At 74.7% G+C, this 19,758-nt stretch carries 18 protein-coding genes, 2 tRNA genes and 1 pseudogene; 12 read left to right on the forward strand and 9 right to left on the reverse strand.

Annotated features, from left to right (window positions below; translation table 11 throughout):
* Together D459_RS30955 and D459_RS0106660 are read right to left on the reverse strand one after the other, a co-directional pair.
* A pseudogene (locus tag D459_RS30955) lies at positions 1 to 2,950 on the reverse strand (hypothetical protein); the annotation flags it as partial.
* Positions 2,947 to 4,761, reverse strand: a complete 1,815-nt coding sequence (locus tag D459_RS0106660) for an HSP90 family protein (RefSeq protein WP_017592222.1) — start codon at positions 4,759 to 4,761, stop codon at positions 2,947 to 2,949. The gene D459_RS0106660 and the pseudogene D459_RS30955, both read right to left, overlap by 4 nt.
* Before the next feature lie 648 nt (positions 4,762 to 5,409).
* Between D459_RS0106660 and D459_RS33530 the strand changes: the two genes are divergently transcribed.
* Positions 5,410 to 6,150 (forward strand): hypothetical protein, encoded by a 741-nt coding sequence (locus D459_RS33530; protein ID WP_017592223.1) that lies wholly within the window; start codon positions 5,410 to 5,412, stop codon positions 6,148 to 6,150.
* Positions 6,151 to 6,225: 75 nt separating this feature from the next.
* On the opposite strand, the gene D459_RS0106670 is transcribed toward D459_RS33530, so the two are convergent.
* A tRNA-Arg gene (locus tag D459_RS0106670) sits at positions 6,226 to 6,301 on the reverse strand.
* A 439-nt stretch (positions 6,302 to 6,740) separates the two neighbouring features.
* Here D459_RS0106670 and D459_RS0106675 point away from each other — a divergent pair.
* The gene (locus D459_RS0106675; protein ID WP_026120117.1) at positions 6,741 to 7,808 is read left to right on the forward strand and encodes a D-alanyl-D-alanine carboxypeptidase family protein; all 1,068 of its coding nucleotides are present in this window, start codon (positions 6,741 to 6,743) and stop codon (positions 7,806 to 7,808) included.
* 35 nt (positions 7,809 to 7,843) lie between these two features.
* Here D459_RS0106675 and D459_RS0106680 read toward each other — a convergent pair whose 3' ends face one another.
* From D459_RS0106680 to D459_RS0106695, 4 genes are all read right to left on the reverse strand, one after another.
* Positions 7,844 to 8,260 (reverse strand): MscL family protein, encoded by a 417-nt coding sequence (locus D459_RS0106680; protein ID WP_017592224.1) that lies wholly within the window; start codon positions 8,258 to 8,260, stop codon positions 7,844 to 7,846.
* Between the two features lie 111 nt (positions 8,261 to 8,371).
* Entirely contained in the window at positions 8,372 to 9,001 is a 630-nt protein-coding gene (locus D459_RS0106685) for an RcpC/CpaB family pilus assembly protein (RefSeq protein ID WP_017592225.1), read from the reverse strand.
* A gap of 268 nt (positions 9,002 to 9,269) precedes the next feature.
* Positions 9,270 to 9,659, reverse strand: a complete 390-nt coding sequence (locus tag D459_RS0106690) for an FmdB family zinc ribbon protein (protein ID WP_017592226.1) — start codon at positions 9,657 to 9,659, stop codon at positions 9,270 to 9,272.
* Between the two features lie 177 nt (positions 9,660 to 9,836).
* The gene (locus D459_RS0106695; protein ID WP_017592227.1) at positions 9,837 to 10,442 is read right to left on the reverse strand and encodes a 5-formyltetrahydrofolate cyclo-ligase; all 606 of its coding nucleotides are present in this window, start codon (positions 10,440 to 10,442) and stop codon (positions 9,837 to 9,839) included.
* A gap of 159 nt (positions 10,443 to 10,601) precedes the next feature.
* Here D459_RS0106695 and galU point away from each other — a divergent pair, with 159 nt between their 5' ends.
* The 9 genes from galU to D459_RS30970 all read left to right on the forward strand — a co-directional run bounded on the left by galU (position 10,602) and on the right by D459_RS30970 (position 18,037).
* Positions 10,602 to 11,525: a UTP--glucose-1-phosphate uridylyltransferase GalU gene (galU, locus tag D459_RS0106700; protein ID WP_017592228.1), complete on the forward strand. Its 924-nt coding sequence runs from the start codon at positions 10,602 to 10,604 to the stop codon at positions 11,523 to 11,525.
* A gap of 317 nt (positions 11,526 to 11,842) precedes the next feature.
* On the forward strand, positions 11,843 to 13,060 hold the full coding sequence (glp, locus tag D459_RS0106705; RefSeq protein ID WP_026120118.1) for a molybdotransferase-like divisome protein Glp: 1,218 nt from the start codon (positions 11,843 to 11,845) through the stop codon (positions 13,058 to 13,060).
* Positions 13,061 to 13,113: 53 nt separating this feature from the next.
* Complete coding sequence (gene moaC, locus D459_RS0106710) at positions 13,114 to 13,623, forward strand: cyclic pyranopterin monophosphate synthase MoaC (protein WP_017592230.1); 510 nt, start codon at positions 13,114 to 13,116, stop codon at positions 13,621 to 13,623.
* A complete protein-coding gene (locus D459_RS0106715; RefSeq protein WP_017592231.1) occupies positions 13,620 to 14,144 on the forward strand; it encodes a MogA/MoaB family molybdenum cofactor biosynthesis protein in 525 nt (174 codons plus the stop codon). Before moaC ends, D459_RS0106715 begins: the two co-directional genes overlap by 4 nt.
* Before the next feature lie 102 nt (positions 14,145 to 14,246).
* The gene (locus tag D459_RS30965) at positions 14,247 to 14,879 is read left to right on the forward strand and encodes a GNAT family N-acetyltransferase (protein ID WP_017592232.1); all 633 of its coding nucleotides are present in this window, start codon (positions 14,247 to 14,249) and stop codon (positions 14,877 to 14,879) included.
* A 422-nt stretch (positions 14,880 to 15,301) separates the two neighbouring features.
* Entirely contained in the window at positions 15,302 to 16,075 is a 774-nt protein-coding gene (gene sepX, locus D459_RS0106725; RefSeq protein ID WP_026120119.1) for a divisome protein SepX/GlpR, read from the forward strand.
* Positions 16,076 to 16,167: 92 nt separating this feature from the next.
* Positions 16,168 to 16,241, forward strand: a tRNA-Ala gene (locus D459_RS0106730).
* Between the two features lie 659 nt (positions 16,242 to 16,900).
* Positions 16,901 to 17,128, forward strand: coding sequence for a hypothetical protein (locus tag D459_RS0106735; RefSeq protein ID WP_193790230.1), 228 nt, complete (start codon positions 16,901 to 16,903; stop codon positions 17,126 to 17,128).
* A gap of 324 nt (positions 17,129 to 17,452) precedes the next feature.
* The gene (locus D459_RS30970; RefSeq protein ID WP_051065341.1) at positions 17,453 to 18,037 is read left to right on the forward strand and encodes a hypothetical protein; all 585 of its coding nucleotides are present in this window, start codon (positions 17,453 to 17,455) and stop codon (positions 18,035 to 18,037) included.
* Between the two features lie 23 nt (positions 18,038 to 18,060).
* On the opposite strand, the gene D459_RS0106745 is transcribed toward D459_RS30970, so the two are convergent.
* Positions 18,061 to 18,378: a sec-independent translocase gene (locus tag D459_RS0106745; RefSeq protein WP_017592234.1), complete on the reverse strand. Its 318-nt coding sequence runs from the start codon at positions 18,376 to 18,378 to the stop codon at positions 18,061 to 18,063.
* A 184-nt stretch (positions 18,379 to 18,562) separates the two neighbouring features.
* Here D459_RS0106745 and D459_RS0106750 point away from each other — a divergent pair, with 184 nt between their 5' ends.
* On the forward strand, positions 18,563 to 19,411 hold the full coding sequence (locus D459_RS0106750) for an ion transporter (protein WP_017592235.1): 849 nt from the start codon (positions 18,563 to 18,565) through the stop codon (positions 19,409 to 19,411).
* A gap of 55 nt (positions 19,412 to 19,466) precedes the next feature.
* On the opposite strand, the gene D459_RS0106755 is transcribed toward D459_RS0106750, so the two are convergent.
* A complete protein-coding gene (locus tag D459_RS0106755) occupies positions 19,467 to 19,670 on the reverse strand; it encodes a cold-shock protein (protein WP_017592236.1) in 204 nt (67 codons plus the stop codon).
* Between the last annotated feature and the right edge of the window lie 88 nt (positions 19,671 to 19,758).

The raw sequence follows: 19,758 nt of genomic DNA on the forward strand, positions 1-19,758 counted from the left end.
CGTAGACCGGGAACGGGGAGCCGGCGCGGGCGCCCTCGGCGATCGCGCCGCACCGCTCCAGCAGCTCCTGCAGGTCGCCGCCGTCCGGCAGGGCCTGGACGGCGGTGCGCATCCGGGCGGCGCGCTCGCCCGCGGGACCGGAGCGGCCCAGCGCCAGCTCCATGCAGGCGGCCATGTCCTCCGCCTCGAGCCGGTTCCGCTCACCGGCCGGACCGAGCGCGGCGAACGCCTCCGCCGCGGCCTCGGCCCTCCCGAGCGCCTCCTCGGTCGCGGCGACGTTGACCGCGTACTGCTCGGGGGAGTCGACGTCCTCGTCCGGCACGCCGTCGGTACGGCGCAGGCTCAGCCGGGCCCGCTGCATGTGCGTCTGGCCCAGCTCGCCCCGGAGCTCGCCGCGCTTCCCGTCCTCCTCGGCCCCGGAGACCGCCGCCTCGTTCTCGCGCAGCGCCTCGGCCATCGCCTCCTCCGCCGCGTCGGCGCCCTCCGTCCCCAGCAGCTCCCAGGCGCAGGCGCGCAGCGCGCGGACCGCCATCGCCTCCTCGCCCAGCCCCCGCCACAGCTCCAGGGCGCGGCGGTAGGCGCGGACCGCCTCGGCGGGCAGGCCGGCCGCGCTCAGCGCGCCCGCCGCCTCGTGGGTGAGCTCGGCGTGCCGGTACCCGTCGGGCCACTCCCGGGTGGCGTCCGCGGCCAGCGCGAACTGCTCGGCCGCCGCCTTGGGGTCCCCGGTCCGCCGGAAGCAGTGGGCCAGCCAGACCCGCGCCTGCACCTGCATCCCCTCGCCGTGCTCCGGGCCGAGGTTCGGCAGCAGGTCCTCCAGCGTGGTCGCGGCCTCCTCGAACCGCTCCCGGGCCAGCAGCGAGCGGCCCAGCTCCAGCTGGGCGGAGGCGCCGGTGCCGCCGGCCCGGACGTGCAGCGACATGGACTCCAGGAAGAGGGCGCCGGCCTCCTCCGCGGAGCGGCCCTGCTCCATCAGGGCCCGGCCGAGGAGGTAGGGCAGCTCGGCCCGCTCCCCCGGACCGAGCAGCGCGACCCGCTCCGGGTCGCCGTGCACGGACCGCGCCGCGGCCTCCGCGGCCTGCGGCTCGCCCCGCTCCAGCTGGAGCCGGGCGATGAGGAGCACGTCGGCGGCGGCCTGCGCGGTCCGGCCGGACTCCCGGTGCCCCTCGGCGGCGTCGGCGAACCGCAGCAGCGCGGCCTCGGGGTCGAACGGCACGGCCAGCCGACCGCGCAGCTCCGCGATGTCGGCGATCCGGGCCCGGATCGCCGGGGCGGCGGGGAGCCCGCGCGCGAAGCCGGCCAGCCGCTCCAGGTCGGCGTCGAGCGCGGCGGCGGCCTGCGCCGGGTCCTCCTCCGAGCCGAGCAGCGACAGCCGGAGCCGACCGCGGAGCAGCGGCACCGCGACCGCCTGTTCGCCGCTGGCGGCGCCGGCCGCGTGCAGCCGCTCCGCCTCGGCGCACAGCTCCTCCATCCGGGCGGACGCGCCGTCCCACTCGCCGACCGCGGCCCGGGCCACCACGGCGCGGGCCCGGGCCAGCGCCGCCCCGCCCGGCTCACCGGCCTTCTCGTACAGCTCGGCGGCCTCCTCCAGCTGCCCGGCGGTGCCGGGGCCGGTCGGCAGGCCGAGCGCGGCGCCCTCGGCGATCTCGGCGCGCTCTCCGGGGGAGGGCTCGGCGCCCGCGGCCTCGAACGCGCGCCCCGCCCGCCGCCAGGCCTCCGGGGCGGACGGGTGTCCGGCCTCGGAGAGCCGGCGGGCCTCGGCGAGCAGCCCGGCCGGGTCCGCAGCGGAGGGGACCGGGGCGGACGGCGCGGGCGGGGCCGGGACCGGGGTCCGGCGGAGGGCGGTCCCGCTCAGCCCGAGCGGGAGCTCCTCCAGCAGCGGCTCCGCGTCCATCCGGGCGCGGACCCGGTCGGAGACCACGGTGGAGCCGTTCCGCCGGTCGTAGCGGGCGGCGAGGGCGAGCGCCTCGCCCCGGGCGTGCTCCAGCAGGGACGAGCAGGTCCACTCGCGCCCCTTGGGGCCGGGGACGGGGCGGTCCCCGTGGCCCAGCTCGGCGACCCGGCGCATCAGCAGCGCGGTGCAGGCCGCCCACCCCATCAGCATCACCAGGTCGCCGTGCTGCTCCCAGCGCTGCGCCTGCTCGCCGAGGATCTCCAGCCCGCGGGCCTCGTTCCCGGTCAGCGCGCAGAACTCCAGGTGCGCGGCGACGGCCTCGGTGAGCGCCTCCTCGGACCGGACCAGCCGGTAGCCGCGCAGGTGGTGGTTGCGCGCCTGGTCGGCCCGGCCCAGGCGGACCAGCGGCAGCAGCGAGTCGGAGAGCACGTAGTGCGGCTCGTGCAGGCAGCGGCTGGCGCCGTCGAGCACCGGGGCCCACGCCTCGACGGCCGCCTCGTCCCGGCCCTGGTCCGCCTCCCACCGGCCCAGTTCGCGGACCTCGCAGGCCCGGCAGTCGGCCATCCGGTCGCGGTCGGCGGCGAGCATCGCCGACCGGGCGCGCTCGGCGCGCTCGGCGTCGCCCAGATACGCGGCGAACTCGAACTCCTTGCCGTGCGCCGGCCGCTCGGAGTGCCCGGCGAGCCGGTACCGGCGGAGCATGTCGGCCAGCAGCCCCTCGACGGAGTCGAGCGACACCTCGGGGTGGCGGATGGCGTCGCCGCTCACCCACTTGAACTTCCAGTGCAGGTCGTGGACGTCGCCGGAGTCGAAGTCCTCCGGCCGCTCGTCCCACATCCGCAGCATCCGGGAGAACGGGACCAGCATCTTGGGGCCCTCGGAGCTGAAGCTGTACGCCGAGACCAGCCGGTCCAGCGCCTTGATCAGCAGCGGCCGGTCGCCGGTGGAGTCGGCCTCCGCGGTGAGCGCCTCGGCCCGGGCGGTGTACGCCGGGCCGTAGGACTCCCCGCCGAGGCGGCGGATGTCGGTGAGGATCTCTTCGGGGGAGCGGGCGGTCATCGGGCGCCTCCGGTGGGGCGGTCGGTCGGCGGGGTCTGCGGGGCGGGGGCCACGGCCCAGTCCAGTAGTTCCAGGAAGGTGCGGTTGAGCAGTGCGGAGTCGGCCGGGCGGAGCGGGCGCCGGGACATCAGCAGCGCCTGGCCGTAGAGCGCCTCGACGGCGGTCCCGGCCAGCCCGGCGTCGTCCACCCGGGCCATCCTCCGCACCAGCGGGTTGAGGTGGTTGAGCACCAGCCGGGCGCGCGGCCGGCTCTCGCGCAGCGAGCCGAGGATGCCGGCCCACAGCCCGTCGGAGGCGGCCTCCTCCTCGGCCCGGGCCCGCTCGTGCCGGGCGCCGCGGTCGTCCAGGTACAGGGCGGGCACGGAGGCGGGCCGGTAGGCGCGGAGCGAGACGTCGCAGTCGAGGCGGTCCAGGGCGGTCCGGGCGGCGGCGAGGAACGGCGCCAGCGCCAGCTCCTCCCCGCCGTCCACCGGGTCGAGGTGGGCGGTGACGGTGTCGGTGTCCAGCTCGGCGACGGAGGTGCCGGGCCGGGCGCCGGGCAGCAGCTCCACCAGCTCGGCGTCGTAGGTGTAGCCGCCGTTGACCACGCCGATGCCCTGCGCCGCGGCGATCGCCGCGACCTGGTGGAACTCCTCGGTGGTGCGGGTGTAGTGCACCACCGGGTGGCGGCGGGCGAACTCCTCCAGCGACACCCGCCCGTCGGTGGTCTCGAACGGCAGCCACGGCAGCATCGACCGGAGCATCTCCGGGTCGTGCCGGGCCAGCGACTTCACCCCCAGGTGGTGCACGGACAGGAAGCGCGCGAGCAGCTCGGGGGAGCCGGCGGCCAGCTCGGACAGCCAGCCGCGGATCCGCTCGCCGAGCGCCTCGCGCACCGCGGCCAGGGTCTCGTCCTCGTAGAGGCCCTCCCGGGACGCGGTGGGGTGCAGCCCGTCGGTGTCCAGCACGCACCGGACGAAGAACGCCCAGTCCGGCAGCAGCCCGTCGGCGCGCTCGGTGAGCAGCATGCCCTTGAGGTGCACCCGGTGCGCGCCCTGCTGCGACGGGCTGACCGACTCGGGCAGCACGTAGGCGACGCCGCGCACCCCGGCGAGCGGTACGTCCAGCTCGATCGCGTCCAGCGGGACGAAGCCGAAGACGTCCGCGCAGTGCTCGGCGAACGCGGCCCGCCGGGCATCCGGCCCGGCGTGCGGCCGGTCCCACACCGGCCGCTCGTTGACCGGCTCGTCGCCGACCCGCACGTCGTAGCGGAGCAGCGAGCCGAAGTACCGGGCCAGTTCGGTGACCCGACCGGCCTCCAGCCACTCCCCGGTGCCGGGGCGCGCGACGAGGTGCACCGTCGTCCCGGGCTCGGGGCGTTCCTCCTCGGGGAGGGTGCGCACCGTGTAGGAGCCGTCCTCGCGGGCCCGCCACTCCACCGGCGGCGCCTCGGGGTCCCGCGCGGAGCGGCTGACCACCCGGATCTCCTCGGCCACCACGAAGCAGGCGAGCAGCCCGATCCCGAACTGGCCGAGGAAGTCCGCCCGCGCCGTCTCCAGGCCGCCCCGCTTGGAGCTGCGCCCGATGGTGGCCAGCAGGTCGTGCACCTCGGCCTCGGTCAGCCCGATCCCGGTGTCCTCGACCCGCAGGCCGCCGTCCCCGGGCAGCAGCCGGACGGCCGCCGGCGCATCGGGGTCGAGCGCCCGCCGCGCGGTGATGGCGTCCACTCCGTTCTGCAGCAGCTCGCGCAGGTAGACCTTGGGGCTGGAGTAGAGGTGGTGCGAGAGCAGGTCGACCAGTCCGCGCAGGTCGACCTGGAAGGTATGCGACATGTCCTCGATCCTCGGCGAAGGGGGCTCACGGCGGGCGTCCGGGAACCGGGCCCGCGCCGCCGCGCCCCGCCGTCCGGTGGAGCGCCGTGCAGGGACGTCCTACCTGCCCGGTGGGACAGACGGCGAACCGGGGGCGGGCCGCCCGCCGTTCCGGCACGGCGCCCATCCCGGCCGCGCGGGCCTTCCGCGCCTGGGACGGCCCGCACCCGGCGCCGGTTCCCCGATCCGCCCCCGGCTCCGGCCCGCTGCAAGGCCGTTCCAGAGCCGCCGCCGCGGACCCGCCTTCATGCCGCTCGCGGACTCATCGGCCGCTCCCCGTCCGCGGAGCCGGAAATCGGCCGGAAGGGAAAAGGCCCGGCGGCTCTGTTCGGCCCGAATGGCCGCCGCTGCGGTATGGCGGAGGTCATGGGCCCGTTGCGGCGCAGGCGGTCCGCACCATGACCGAGGTCATTCTTTCCGCCCGTCGCCGCAGTAGGGAAAGGGCGGAGGAAGGACGTGCGTCCGGGGCGATGCCCGCAGGTGCGCACCCGGCATAGCGTTCTTCTGGAAAAGGCGCGGCGCCCGGAGGCCCGTTTCCGGATTCACCGACGGACGAATCGGTTTCCCTCTCGGGGCGCACCCATTTCCCGCTGGACGAGGAGGCGCAGAATGGCCGGAACACCGGTCGGACCACCGCGGAGCGGAACCGGGAGGCCCGCCGGGCCGGCGCCGACCGCGCCCTGGCGGGGCATCGCGGTCACCGCCGCCTGCCTGGCCGCCATGGCCGCGGCCTCCCTGCTGCTCTGGGACCGGATTCCCGAGCTCGTCACCACCCGTGAGGCGACCCCGGCGCGCCCCGGAACGGAGGTGCCCAGGGCGGTCGCGGTGTCGGCCGTCCCGGCGGTCCTGCTGCTCGTCGCGGCGGTACTGGCCGCTTCGGCCCTCGGCGGCCGCGCCGTCCGGCGGCGGCTCGGCGCCGCTCCGGCGCCCGCGCGGAGCGCGGCCGGTGCGCTGGACGCGCCGCTCATGCTCCTCTCGCCGTTCCTCGCCGTGCTGCACCTGGTCCTTCTGCTCCTCTCCGCCGGGATCGGAGTTCCCGCCGGGCGCATCATGGCGGTCGCGGTCGGCCTGCTCCTCACGGGGCTGGGGTCGGCGCTGCCCGGTGCGGTCCGGGCGGGTGCGCCGGGGCCGCCGGAGCGTCCGGCGGCGGCCGCCTGGGTCCGCGCCCAGCGACCGGGCGGCGCCGCGCTGGCCGTGGTCGGAGCGGTGTCCGCCGCCGCCGCGCTGGTCCTGCCGCCGCTGCCGGTGGCCGTCGCCGCGGCGCTGGCCGCGCCCTCGGTCTACCTGGTCGTCTCCGTGTCGAGGGTGCTCGGCCGGGGGTGGTCCGGGCGGTGGGGCGGGGCCGCTTGAGGAGAAGGGGGGCGGGCGGAGACGCGCGGTCGCGGGGGATGGGGGCGGCCGGGGTGGGCCCGGGGCCGTGCCTTGTGGTGGCCCCAGCAGGATTCGAACCTGCGACACCGGCTTTAGGAGAGCCGTGCTCTGTCCCCTGAGCTATGAGGCCTTCAGGGACCAAGGGTAGCGGAGGACCGCGGGAGGTGCTGCACCGCCGGGGAAGGAGGAGGGGCGGGGCGGTCGGGCCCGGGCTTTGAGTACTCTTTTCCCTATACGGTTGTCATCACCCGCGCGTGACATGTGCCACATTCGAATGCGTGCGCCGGTGCGGGCGGTGCGCCGGGGCGGCCGCCGCGTGCGGTCGGCGAGCCGGGACACGGTGGTGACCTGGGGATCCGCGAAGACACGAGGTCGGGGCCGGGAAGAGCGGTCCGCGATCACCCTCGGCGGATCATGCCGACACGTCCGGTTGTGGACTTTGTAGTACCTTGCCATGCGGCCACGCCAACGTCCGAAGATCCGAAACAGGCAGTCCGGAGGACCAGGTGCCGTTCTTTCGCGTATCGCCGCGGTCGACCGACCGCGGTTCGAGAGGCGGATCCGGTTCCGTGCTCTCCCTCTCCGAGGGGGCACGGTCCCGCGCGGCGCGCGGTGCCGTCGTGGTGCTGCTGCTGGCGCTGGTGCTGATCCCGGCGGGCGAGGGCGCGCTGGCGCCGATCACCGCCCCCGCCTTCGCCGACGAGGACCTCGACGCGCTCGCGGAGAAGGCGGAGAAGGCCAAGGAGGACCTGGAGAAGGCCACCGAGGACTACACCGACCGGGAGAAGGACCTCGAGGCCGCCCAGGACGAGCTCGTCGACACCCTGCACGACCTGCAGCAGACCGAGCTGGAGCTGAGCGACATGCGCGAGCCGCTCGCGGAGATGTCCAGCACCCTGTACAAGCAGCCCGACGCCGGCGTGCTCGGCCTGATGACCTCCGGCACCATCGAGCAGGACCTGCACGTCGACTCCTACGTCGGCAAGCTCGCCGAGGACAAGGACGCCCTCATCGAGGAGGCCAACGACCTCCGCGACGAGCAGGTGGAGCTGACCAACCAGGCCCAGCAGCTGCAGTCCGAGACCCAGCTGGCCAAGGTCGAGCTCCGGGACGACCTGGACGCGCTCAAGGACCAGTCCGAGGAGAGCACCAACGCGCTCACCAAGGAGCTGAAGGACCGCGGGCTGGACGTGGACGCCTACATGGCCGGCGTGGAGTGCGACGCGGAGAAGGGCAAGGCCGCCAAGGACTACCCCAACGGCCTGCTGCCGCAGGGCGCGCTCTGCGAGCTGCCGCAGGGCGGCCACTTCCTGCGCGCCGACGCCGCAGTCGACTTCATGAAGATGGACCAGGCCTACCAGGAGCAGTTCGGCGGCCCGATGTGCATCACCAGCTCCTACCGCGACCTGCCCAACCAGCACCGGGTCTACGCCGAGCAGCCGCCCGGCAACGCCGCGGTCCCCGGCACCAGCAACCACGGCCTGGGCCAGGCCATCGACCTGTGCGGCGGCGTGCAGAACCAGGGCAGCCCGCAGTTCAACTGGCTGGAGGCCAACTCCAGGGACTACGGGTGGTTCCACCCGGCCTGGGCCTACTCCAATCCGTTCGAGCCCTGGCACTGGGAGTACGAGCGGTAGGCGTCCCCGCCCACCGCGTTGCGAGGCGGGGCCGGTCAGTCCACCGCGACCGGCTTGTCCGGGGCGATCTCCGAGGTGCAGTGGGGGCACCGGTCGGCCTGTCGGCTGATCTCGCTGAAGCAGCGCGGGCAGTCCCGGGTGGCCGCCTCCTCCTGCTTCATCAGCCGCTCCATCAGCTTGCTGACCGGCAGCACCACGAAGAAGTAGAGGATCGCGGCGGTCAGCAGGAAGCTGATCGCGGCGTCGATGAACGCCCCGTACATGAACCGGCTGCCGTTGATCTCGAAGTAGAGCTCGCCGAACTGCGGGACGCCGCCGAAGATGCCCAGCAGCGGGGTGATGAACCCTTCGGTGAACGCGGTGATCAGGTTGGAGAAGACGGCGCCGATGACCACGGCGACCGCCAGCTGCACCAGGTTCCCCTGGAGCAGGAACTTCTTGAAACCGTCCATTGGACCTTCCTCTGTACGTCCGGAGCGCGGCCGGAACACGGCTCCGCCCGGCACCGGGGCGCCGGGCGGAGTGGAATGCGCCGAACAGGATTCACTACGCTACGTCTAGGGTCAACCGCGAATGGTTAAAACGACCGTCCCGGCCTGGGAATACCCGGCGAGCCGGCGTGCTTCGGCGGCCGTCGCCGCGACCACGACCAGCGCCCCCGGGGAGCCGCCGGCCGCCCCGCCGGGCGGCTCCGGCACCGCGATCACCGGGCGGTCCTCCGCGACGACCCGGGCCGGCGGCGGCCCGCCCGGGCCCATGTCCAGTGCGGGGGCGGCGGCCAGCAGGTCGACCCGGGAGCCCGGCTCGACCAGGGCGACCGCCCCGGCGTCGGCGACCCGCACCGGCACCGCGACCAGGCCGCCGCCGTAGTCGGCCGCGGGCGGGTCGGCGAACCGCGCGGTGGTCAGCACCTCGCCGCGGCGCACCGGGCCGGTCAGCGACCGCCCGGCGGGGTCGCTCTCCGGGGGCAGCGCGCCGTCCGGCACGGCGCCCCGGGGGAGTTCGCGCACGGCGGTGTCGGCCGCGCCGACCGGCGCGCGGGGCGAGAGGTCCCGCACGGCGACCAGGACCGGTTCGACGGGTTCGGGGGCGGGGCGCAGCACCAGCAGCGCCCCGGCGAGGGCGAGTGCGGCACACGCGCAGCCCAGGGCCCCGCGGTGCCGGGCGACGGCGAGGGCCGGTCGGTACGGCATGCCCCGGACGCTAGAGCGGCCGGGGCCGCGGCGGGAGGGGCGGTTCCGCCCCTGTGGACGGCGGGCGGCGCGGGCGGCCGGGAGAAGCCCCCTCCAGGGCGGTGGTCTTGACGCTGCGGCCCTATCAGAGCGCTCTGATGGGGGGCGCAGCGTCAAGATCATCGGGGGAGTGCCCGGAAACGGCTGCGGCCGGCCCCGGGACGGGACCGGCCGTGCGAGCCGAGCGGCGGGGAGAAGCGGGCAAGAGCTCTCGGTCCGCCGCGGGGAGTCAGGCCTTGGCCGCCACCGGGGCGCCGGAGCCGCTGTCCGCGCTCTTCGAGGAGGCGCCGGAGGAGGACGACTCGGACGAGGCGGAGCCGCTCTTGGCGGAGTCGGAGGAGGAGTCCTTGGCGGCCGGCGCGGCGGAGTCCCCGGAGTCGGAGGAGGCCGACCCGTTGGAGCCGCCCTTCGACGACCCGGCCAGCACGGAGCTGTCCGAGCTCTTGGCGCTGTCGGTCCGGTAGAAGCCCGAACCCTTGAAGACGATGCCCACCGCCGAGTACACCTTGCGCAGGCGCCCGTCGCACGAGGGGCAGACGGTCAGCGCGTCGTCGCTGAAGCTCTGCACGACCTCCAGGGGCTCGCCGCACTCGGTGCAGACGTACTGGTATGTAGGCACGTGGTTCCTCCTTGCTGGCACTCTTGCCCGTCGACTGCCAAATAGTACGCGGTTGAGCAGCGGGGCCGCGACATCGGGGCCGCCATGGCAGGGCGGTCGGCCGCCGGTCGATGCAACGCGGCGGGAGGGCCCGCTGTTCCGCGACGGCCGGCGGAGGCGGGACCGGGGAGGCCGGTCTCAGAGCATCCGCACCCCGCCACCGGGCGTGACGACCCCCTGTACCGGGCGATCGTGCGGTTCGGCCGGGACCTCGTCCAGGAACTCCGTGTCGTAGATCACGCCCAGGGTGAGGGTGTTCGGCCCGACCAGGGAGAGCGCCCGGTCGTAGCAGCCCGCCCCCTTGCCCAGCCGCCGGCCGGCCCGGTCCACCGCGAGCGCCGGGCACACCACCGCTGCCGCCCGCGCCACCGCGTCCGGGCCGTACCGCGGCCCGGTCGGCTCCAGCAGCCCGAACCGGGCCGGGGCCAGGCTGTCCGGCCCCTCGTAGGCGGCCCAGTCCAGCGTCCCGCCGGGGAGGAAGACCGGCAGCAGCACGTAGACGCCCTGCTTCCACAGCGCGGCGACCAGCTTGCGGGTGTCCGGCTCGGTGCCCACCGAGTAGTAGGCGGCGACCGTCCCGCCCATCGACAGCCGCGGCAGCACCGCGACCGCGTCCCGGATCGCCGACCCGGCGCGGTCCCGCTCGGCCGCGGTCGTCTCCTCCCGGGCGGCGAGCAGTCGCCGGCGCAGTTCGGCCTTGGGGCCCGCGGCCCGCGGGGCGGGGGGCCCGGATGCAGCGTCCATGGCGTCGAGTCTCGCAGAGACCTCCCGGTGAGGGGGCGGGGAAGGGGTGGTGAACGCCGGGTGCCGACCGGCCCCGTTCTCCCTGGACACGGAGAGACGCCCAGGTCAGCGCGGGCGCGGTGGCGCGGAGGCGGCGCCGAGGTGCCCTAGAGTTCGCTCATGATGGATAAGCGACTCTCCCCGTCCGGGATCACCAAGGCCGTCGTGCCCGCCGCTGGCCTGGGAACCCGCTTCCTGCCGGCGACCAAGGCCACGCCCAAGGAGATGCTCCCGATCGTCGACAAGCCCGCGATCCAGTACGTGGTCGAGGAGGCGGTCGGCGCCGGCCTCGGCGACGTCCTGATGATCACCGGCCGGAACAAGCGCTCCATCGAGGACCACTTCGACCGGGCCTACGAGCTGGAGGAGGCGCTCCGGGCCAAGGGCGACGAGGAGCGGCTGCGCGGGGTGCGCGCCCCCAGCGAGCTCGCCCAGGTGCACTACGTCCGCCAGGGAGAGCCGCGCGGGCTCGGCCACGCCGTGCTGTGCGCCGCCGCGCACGTCGGCGACGAGCCGTTCGCGGTGCTGCTCGGCGACGACCTCATCGGCGAGCGGGAGGCCCTGCTCAACCGGATGCTCGAAGTGCAGGCGGAGCGGGGCGGCAGCGTCGTCGCGCTGATGGAGGTCGAGCCGGAGCAGGTGTCGCTGTACGGCTGCGCCGCCATCGAGCCGACCGGCGACGGCGACGTCGTCCGCGTCACCGACCTGGTGGAGAAGCCCTCGGCGGAGGCCGCGCCCAGCCGGTGGGCGGTGATCGGCCGCTACGTGTGCGCCCCCGAGGTGTTCGACGTGCTGCGCGACACCCCGCCCGGCCGCGGCGGGGAGATCCAGCTGACCGACGCGCTGCGCGAGCTCGCCCGCCGCAAACCCGACGAGGGCGGCCCGGTGCACGGCGTGCTCTTCCGCGGCCAGCGCTACGACACCGGGAACAAGGCCGACTACCTGCGCACCGTGGTCGAGTTCGCCTGCGCCCGCCCCGACCTGGCCGACGACTTCGTGCCCTGGCTCCGCGAGTTCGCCCGTGACCTCCCCGACGGCACCTGAGAACGCTGAAAGAGCTTCCTCCGCACTGTCCCGACCGTCTTCCGGCCCCGGCCCCGCGCCCGCCTCGACGTCATCGCGGACCACGACGGTGTTGAGCCCCGGCCTGTTGCTTTTGCCCGGCCCACCGCCCCGGCGGTCCCGCCCGGGACGCGTGTCCAGGGCCGGGAAAAGCAACAGCCCTGGGCTCAACAAGGCGGGCGCCGGGCGGCCTTGTGGGAGAGTCCGGTTGTACCGGCCGCCGGGGGCCGGGATGATGGCCGGGGCGGCCCGTGCCGCCTGGTCCGGAGGCGGGCCCAGGGGTTCCTCGGAGGTGCATGGTGAAGAGCGTCGAGCAGCACATCGCGGACATCCTCGGGGTGGTGCGCCCGGTCGCCCCCATCGAGCTCGACCTGCAGCGGGCGCACGGCGCGGTGCTCGCCGAGGACGTGTACTCCGCGGTGTCGCTGCCGCGCTTCGACAACTCGGCGATGGACGGCTACGCGGTGCACGCCGCCGACGTCGCCGCCGCCCGGGAGGACGCCCCGGTGCGGCTGCCGGTCGCCGCCGACATCGCCGCCGGCGACGCGTCCGCGCACACCGTCCTGTCCGGGCACTGCGCCCGGATCATGACCGGGGCGCCGATGCCCTCCGGCGCCGACGCGGTGGTGCCGGTGGAGTGGACCGACGGCGGCCAGGCCGAGGTGGCGATCCACCGGCCGGCCGCGGCCGGCGACGCGGTCCGCCCGGAGGGCGGCGATGTGCTCAAGGGCGACCTGGTGCTGCGCGAGGGCGCCCGGATCGGCGCCGCCGAGATCGGCGTGCTCGCCGCGATCGGCCGGCGCAGCGCGCCGGTCCGCCCCAAGCCCCGGGTGGTCGTCCTGGCCACCGGTGAGGAGCTGGTCGAGCCGGGCGACCCGCTCGGCCCCGGCCAGATCTGGGAGTCCAACGGCCACATGCTCACCGCCGCCGCCATCGACGCGGGCTGCGCCGGCTACCGGCACGCCTTCGTCGGCGACGAGCCCGGCGCGGTCATGGCCGCCCTGGAGGACGTCCTGGTCCAGGCCGACATCGTGATCACCACCGGCGGCGTCAGCATGGGCGCCTACGACGTGGTCAAGGAGGAGCTCTCCCGGCTGGACACGGTGCACTTCGAGAAGGTCGCGATGGAGCCCGGCAAACCGCAGGGGTACGGGACGATCGGCGAGGACGCCACCCCCATCGTCACCCTGCCCGGCAACCCGGTCAGCGCGTTCGTCTCCTTCCAGATCCTGGTCCGCCCCGCGCTGCAGCGGATGCGCGGGCTGCCCCCGGAGCCGCTGCCCACCGTCCGCGCCCGGCTGACCGAGAGCGTGGCCTCGGCCCCCGGCCGGCGCTCCTACCGCCGCGTCGTCCTGGACCGGGTGCAGGGCGGCGCGGTCGCCACCCCGGTCGCCCGGCAGGCCTCGCACCAGCTGGGCGCGCTCGCCGAGATCAACGCCCTGGCCGTGGTCCCCGAGGAGCTGACCGAGCTGCCCGCCGGCACCGAGGCCGAGGTCGTCCTGCTGCCCCGGCCGTGACGGCGGCTACAGTCGGACCCGACCGTCCCGAAGCAGGAGAGCGCAGCGCAGCCATGTCCACACCCCACCCCTCCGGGTTCAGCCACCTCGACTCCGCGGGCCGCGCCCGCATGGTCGACGTCACCGCCAAGGAGGTCACCGCCCGCACCGCCACCGCCACCGGGCGGGTGCTGGTCTCCGCCGAGGTGATCGAGGCCCTGCGCGGCGGCACCGTGCCCAAGGGCGACGCGCTCGCCGTGGCCCGGATCGCCGGCATCCAGGGCGCCAAGCGCACCCCGGACCTGGTTCCGCTCTGCCACCCGATCGCGGTGCACGGCGCCGACGTCGAGCTCACCGTGCGCGAGGAGGACGTCGCGATCACCGCCACGGTGCGCACCGCGGACCGCACCGGAGTGGAGATGGAGGCGCTGACCTGCGTGATGACCGCGGCCCTGGGGCTGGTCGACATGGTCAAGGCGATCGACCCGGAGGCCGTCGTCACCGACGTCCGGGTGGAGGAGAAGACCGGCGGCAAGACCGGCCACTGGACCCGCTCCGGCGGCGGCCGCGGGGAGGGCGCGTGACCGCCGCGGAGCAGGGCGGCGGGGGGCCGGGCGGCGCGCCGAGCGCCGTCGTCATCACCGTCTCCAACCGCGCCTCCGCCGGGGTGTACCCGGACCGCTCCGGACCGGTCCTCGCCGAGGCGCTGCGCGGCGCCGGGCTCCGCCCCGACGGACCCTGGGTGGTGCCGGACGGCGAACCGGTCGCCGAGGCGCTCCGCCGCGCCCTGGCGGCCGGCTACGACGCCGCCCTGACCACCGGAGGGACCGGGCTGACGCCCACCGACGCCACCCCCGAGGCCACCCGGCCGCTGCTGGCCTACGAGATCCCCGGCATCCCGGAGGCGCTGCGCGCCGCCGGGCGGGAGAAGGGCGTCCCCTCCGCGGTGCTCTCCCGCGGGCTGGCCGGCGTCGCCGAGCGGGACGGGCACCGGATGCTCGTGGTCAACCTCCCGGGGTCGCGCGGCGGCGTCCGGGACGGCATGGAGGTGCTGGCCCCGGTGCTGGTGCACGCGATCGACCAGATGCGCGGGGGCGATCACTGACCGGCCGCCGGATGCCCCCGTCCGGCCGTGGTGGAATACTGGGGTGAGCCGCCCGAAAAGGCGTGGAGAGGCGCTCGGGCGGGACCGGAGGAGAGCACGGAAGTGAACCGGATACGCGGTTGGCCGGTCACCCTGGAGGAAGGGGAGGTCGGCCTGCGCCCGCTCCGCGTCCGCGACGCGCGGGCGCTGCGCGAGACCCGCCTGCGCAACGCCGACTGGCTGCGCCCCTGGGAGCCCACCTACCCGGAGATGCCGCTGCGCTCCTCCTCGCTCACCCCGTACGTGGCCATGCTCCAGGCCATCCGGCGGGAGGCCCGGCACGGCCTGTCCATGCCGTGGGCGATCACCGTCGGCGGGGAGTTCGCCGGCCAGCTGACGATCAGCGCCATCGTGTGGGGCTCGGCCCGCTCCGCGCAGGTCGGCTACTGGATCGACCGGGCCCACGCGGGCAAGGGCGCCACCCCCACCGCGGTCGCGCTCGCCGTCGACCACGCCTTCTTCGTCGTCGGCCTGCACCGGATCGAGGCGAACATCCGCCCGGAGAACGCCGCCAGCCGGCGTGTCGCGGAGAAGCTCGGCTTCCGCGAGGAGGGCGTGCGCAAGCGCCAGCTGCACATCGACGGGGCCTGGCGGGACCACATCTGCTACGCGCTGACCACCGAGGACGTCCCCGGCGGACTGCTCCGGCGGTGGCGGGCGCACCGCGACGGCAGCGCCGCGGAGGGCCGTTCCTGAACCCGGACCGTCGGTCGGCGCCCCGGTCTTCGCGACATAGCCGCCGCCCGCCCGGGCGCACGGTACCGTCGTACGGTCGGCGCCCCCGGGCGGGCGGGCCGGGGCCCGCCGCACTCCCGGTGGAGAGGCCGGGGCAAGAAGAGGAAGACTGCAATCTCACGACACTCCGGCCCGAATACCGCGCATTTACGGACACTCGGTCGTACCGTGCGGAACGTAGACGCATCAGGGATGTCGGCAACACGTGCATACGGCGCATGGAGGACGGCGCATGGGACGCGGACCGCTGAGAGGCGCGGCCGCCGGGCCGTGAGGCGGGACCGGGGAACCGGCTCGCAGCCGCACTCCGGCCGCCGTCGCCGGAGGGCCGTGTTCGAGGGGCGTCCGGGAATGTCCGATGGCCGGTGGTGCGAGGAGGGGCGATGAACAGCTCAGCCTTGTACTTGGCCATTGTCGTGGTGTGGCTGGTCGTCCTGGTCCCGATGCTGCTCCGGCGGGACGCCGCCGACCCCGACCCCGCCGCCCTGGACCGCAGCGACCCCCGGGCGGCCGGCCTCGGCGCCGATGGGGACGGCGATGAAGACGGCGAGGAGGACGCCGCCGACCGCGCGGAGCGGGCCCCGGGCGGCGCCGCCGACGGCTACGACTACGACGAGTACCTCCCGGGCCCCGGATCCGGCGAGGACGGCGGCCCCGCGCCCGCGTACCCGGACGGCGCCGGCCGGGAGCCGGGCGCCGGCGGCGGGGACGAGGAGCCCGAGCCCTTCGCCGACCCGGCGGACGGCCCCGGCGGCGCCCCGGAGGAGGAGCCCTACCTGCACCCGGAGGCGCCCTCGGTCTCCCGGGCCAGGGTCATCGCCCGGCGCCGCCGCCGCACGTCCGGCCTGGGCGGCCTGCTGGCGGCCACCGCGGTCGCCGTCGCGCTCGACCTGGGCCCGTGGTGGGTGCTGGTGCCGCCGGTCCTGCTCTTCGGCGGCCACCTGGTGCTGCTGCGCGAGGCGGCCAAGGCCGACGCGGAGCGCCGCGCCGCGCTGGAGGAGCAGCGCCGCGCCGAGCTGCGCCGCGCCCGCCGCGAGGAGGCCGCCCGCCGGGCCGAGGAGGAGCGCGGCGCCGACGTCGTCGACCTGCCGGCCCCGCGCGGCCAGGAGGTCTACGACCAGTACACCGACGCCCACCAGCGCGCCGTCGGGGACTGAGGGCGCCGGGCTCGCGGGGAGGGCCCGGGGCGGCTCGGCGCAAAACCGTTCAGAGCACCTCTGCGGAGCTGCTAGAGTTTAGAACGTCTTCAGGGGCTGTAGCGCAGTCCGGTAGCGCACCTCGTTCGCATCGAGGGGGTCAGGGGTTCGAATCCCCTCAGCTCCACCTGAGACGGAAGGCCGGTCCCCGCTCCGGGGGCCGGCCTTCGGTGTTCTCCGGGTCTTCCGTTCTCCGGATCTTCCGAAAGGCCCGGTACCCGCCGACCCCCGGCCGTTCCGAGCGGCATCGCGGGGCCGCGGGCCGGTGTTCCGGCGGCGCCGCCGCGCACCCCGGGCGGAGCGGGGAATTCGCGTGTCGCCGTGCACCCCCCGTCCCTGCCGGGGACAATGGGGAGCGGGTGCGGGCTCGTTCGCTCACGTGCCGTGAGCGGGTCGTCTTTCCCTGCGGGATGCCCACTTTAGCCTGGTGGATACGGTAAGTTCATGGTGCGTGCCGAATTCACCCCGCTGGTCCGAACAATTCACCCGCCCGGTCCATTCGTAACCGTGTTCGGAAGGGGCGGGTTCGCCTTGGGGAACTCTTGGCTCCGGCAGGGTGATCGGGAGTATGTGCAGGTCACGCCTTTTATGTGTGACGAAATTCAGCGGTGCGCGGGAGACCGCCTACTGTGTCGTACTTTTCTACTACATGGGCGGAAATAGGCCTTAGATCAACATTAATATTTGCTTCTGGGCCTTGTGCGCACTGTGACCGATAGGTCATCTTATTGAACGGGGATGGACGACCAGACGAGCGAAAGGTGCGTTGTGCTGAAGAAGTTGTTCGTGACCGCGGCCATTGCCGGCGCGGTCACCATGGGTGCCGCGCTCCCGGCCTCGGCCGATGCCGGCCCCGCCGCCGACTCCGGCGGCTGGAGCTGGCAGGCGAGCGGGTGGAGCTGGTGGGCAGGCGGCTGGAGCTGGTGGAGCGGCGGCTGGAGCTGGTGGAGCGCCGACGGGATGACCGAGACCTCCATCGCCATCGCCGAGGACATCGTCTCGGCCATCGAGTAACGGAACACCGATAGCGGAGCGCGCGGACCGCGAGGTACGGCCAACCGGCGGAGGCCGTAAAGGCGGACCGGCCGCTCCCCGAGGAGAAGAAGCGCCGCCGCGCCGGAGACCGATCCGGCCCGGCGGCCCGAAAAAGGGGCCCTGACCGGGAAAGACCGGGCGGGGCCCCGACCCGTTTCCGGTAATGGATTTCCGGCGCCGGGCCGAGGGTAGGAGACCGGGGGACGAGGAGTTTCCGCGGCCGGCGGCCGCCGGGGCCTCCGCAGCGAAGGGCCCCGGGCCTCCGGGCCCCGCGGACCACCGACCGGTCGAGGGAGGAACGGCGTGCCCGAGCACCCGGAGGCCGCACCCGGGCCGCAGCACCCCCGGCGTCCGCAGTTCCCGCGCGGCGCCGAATACCCCGAAGGGGAGGCCGCGCCCGGCGGCTACCAGGCACCGGACCCCGGCTACCTGCACGGCCCGCCCCGGCCGCCCGCGCCGCCCGCCGCCCCCGCGGACGCCCGGGCCGACGAGGAGCCCCGGGCCGCGGGGGAGCCGTTCCGGCGGGCCACCCGGGCGCGCCGCAAGCCCATCCCGGCGATGCGCGGCGGCGGGCACGGCCGGCTGATCGCGGTGGCGGTGCTGTTCGTGATGGTCACCGGCGGGTCGGCGGACTACATCTCGTCCGGCTGGCGGGCCGCACTGCACCTGCTGTTCTGGGGCGGGGTGGCCGCGGCCGGGGTGATCACCGCCGTCCGCGAGGAGCGCAACGGCTGGGAGCCGTCGCCGCGCTGGGTGTGGCCGGCGGCCGCGGTCGGCGGGACCCTCCTCGCCGAACTGCTGATCGCGCTGTTCGGCTCACCGGCGATCATCGCCGGCTCGGTGGTGGTGGCCGGCCTCTTCCTCTTCCTGGTGATGCTGTTCGGCTGAGCGGGCGCCCCGAGGCTTCCCGGTCAGGTGGCCTCGTCGTCGAACGGGGGACGCTTGCCGTTCAGCTGGGAGGCGGGGCGCCGGTCGCCGTCCTCGTCCTCCTCGGCCTCCCAGAAGTGCTTCTGCACGAAGCGCTTGGGGTTGAGGTCCTGGACGTCGAAGTCCTTGAACTCGGGGCCGAGCCCCTCGCGGAGGTCGTCCTTGGCGCTGTCGGCCATCCTGCGCAGCTGGCGGAGGACCCGCCCGACCTGCTGCGCGGCCTTGGGAAGCTGCTCCGGACCGAAGAGCAGAAGAGCGAGTACACCGAGGAGGACGAACTCCCCACCGCCGATGTTGAACATGCCCTTCCTTCCCTCGGCCCCCGGCCTCACCTGCCGGTACCAGCAAACAGGTTAACCGCTCTCCAGGTCGCCCGGCACAGCGGACCGCCCCCGGGCCGGGAGCCCGGCCGCGGAGCGCGGCGGGCTAGTGTTGTCCGGTATGCCCACCCCGCCGCGCGGGCGGGAGACGGACGGGAGGAGCACGGTGCCGGAGCCGACGACGCGCGAGCGGGCCCAGCGGATCGTCGAGTCGGGATGGTTCCGCAACGGGGTGATCGTCCTCATCCTGATCAACGCGGTCTCGCTGGGGATGGAGACCTACGAGGACCTGTTCACCGCCGCCCCCGACGTGTTCGCGGTCACCGAGGGCGTCTTCGTCGGGCTGTTCGCCGCGGAGCTGGCGCTCAAGGTGTACGCCCACGGCCGGTCCTTCTTCCGCGACCCGTGGAACTGGTTCGACGCGATCGTGGTGGGCATCGCCCTGGTGCCCTCGTCCGCGGGCTTCTCGGTGCTCCGGCTGCTGCGCATCCTGCGCATCCTCCGCCTGGTCAGCGTGGTCCCGCAGATGCGGCAGATCATCGGGGCGCTGTTCCGCTCGGTGCCGGGGATGAGCACGGTCATCGGTCTGCTGCTGATCACCGTCTACACCACCGCGGTGCTGGCCGAGAAGCTGTTCGAGGACGCCTCCCCGGAGTACTTCGGCGACCTGCACACCTCGCTGTACACCCTGTTCACCGTGCTGACCACGGAGAACTGGCCGGACATCGCCGATTCGGTGGCCGAGGAGCACCCCTGGGCCCCGCTCTTCTTCGTCGGCTACATCGTGGTGACCGCGTTCATCCTGCTCAACCTGGTCATCGGGGTGATCGTCACCGCGCTGGAGGAGGAGGTGGAGGCGCAGCGCTGGCAGGAGGACCAGGAGCTGGAGCAGGAGCAGCACGAGGTGGTGCTGGACCGGCTGGAGGCCCTCTCCGAGCAGGTGGAGCGGCTGAGCCGGCAGGTGGCCGACCTCGGCGGGGAGACCGGGGCCGGAGGGGCCGCCCCCGGAAAGTGAAACAGCCCTCCGCCCGAGGAACGGGCGAAGGGCCGAGAATCGGAATCAGCAGCCGTCAGACGGACCGCACATTGGAAGCCTGCGGCCCCTTCGGGCCCTGGGTGATCTCGAACTCGACCGACTGGTTCTCTTCCAGGTTCCGGAAGCCGGTACCCGCGATCGCCGAGTAGTGAACGAACACGTCCGGGCCGCCGCCTTCAACGGCGATGAACCCGAAACCCTTCTCAGAGTTGAACCACTTCACGGTGCCCTGAGCCATTTGCTCTCCCTTTGGGGACTACAACGGGACCGCACCCTGCTGGTCCCGGGTTGCCGAGCGCCCGTCCCGAGAGCCAACGCCCCGAACG

It is taken from the genome of Nocardiopsis potens DSM 45234 (assembly GCF_000341105.1).
Lineage (GTDB): Bacteria > Actinomycetota > Actinomycetes > Streptosporangiales > Streptosporangiaceae > Nocardiopsis_A > Nocardiopsis_A potens.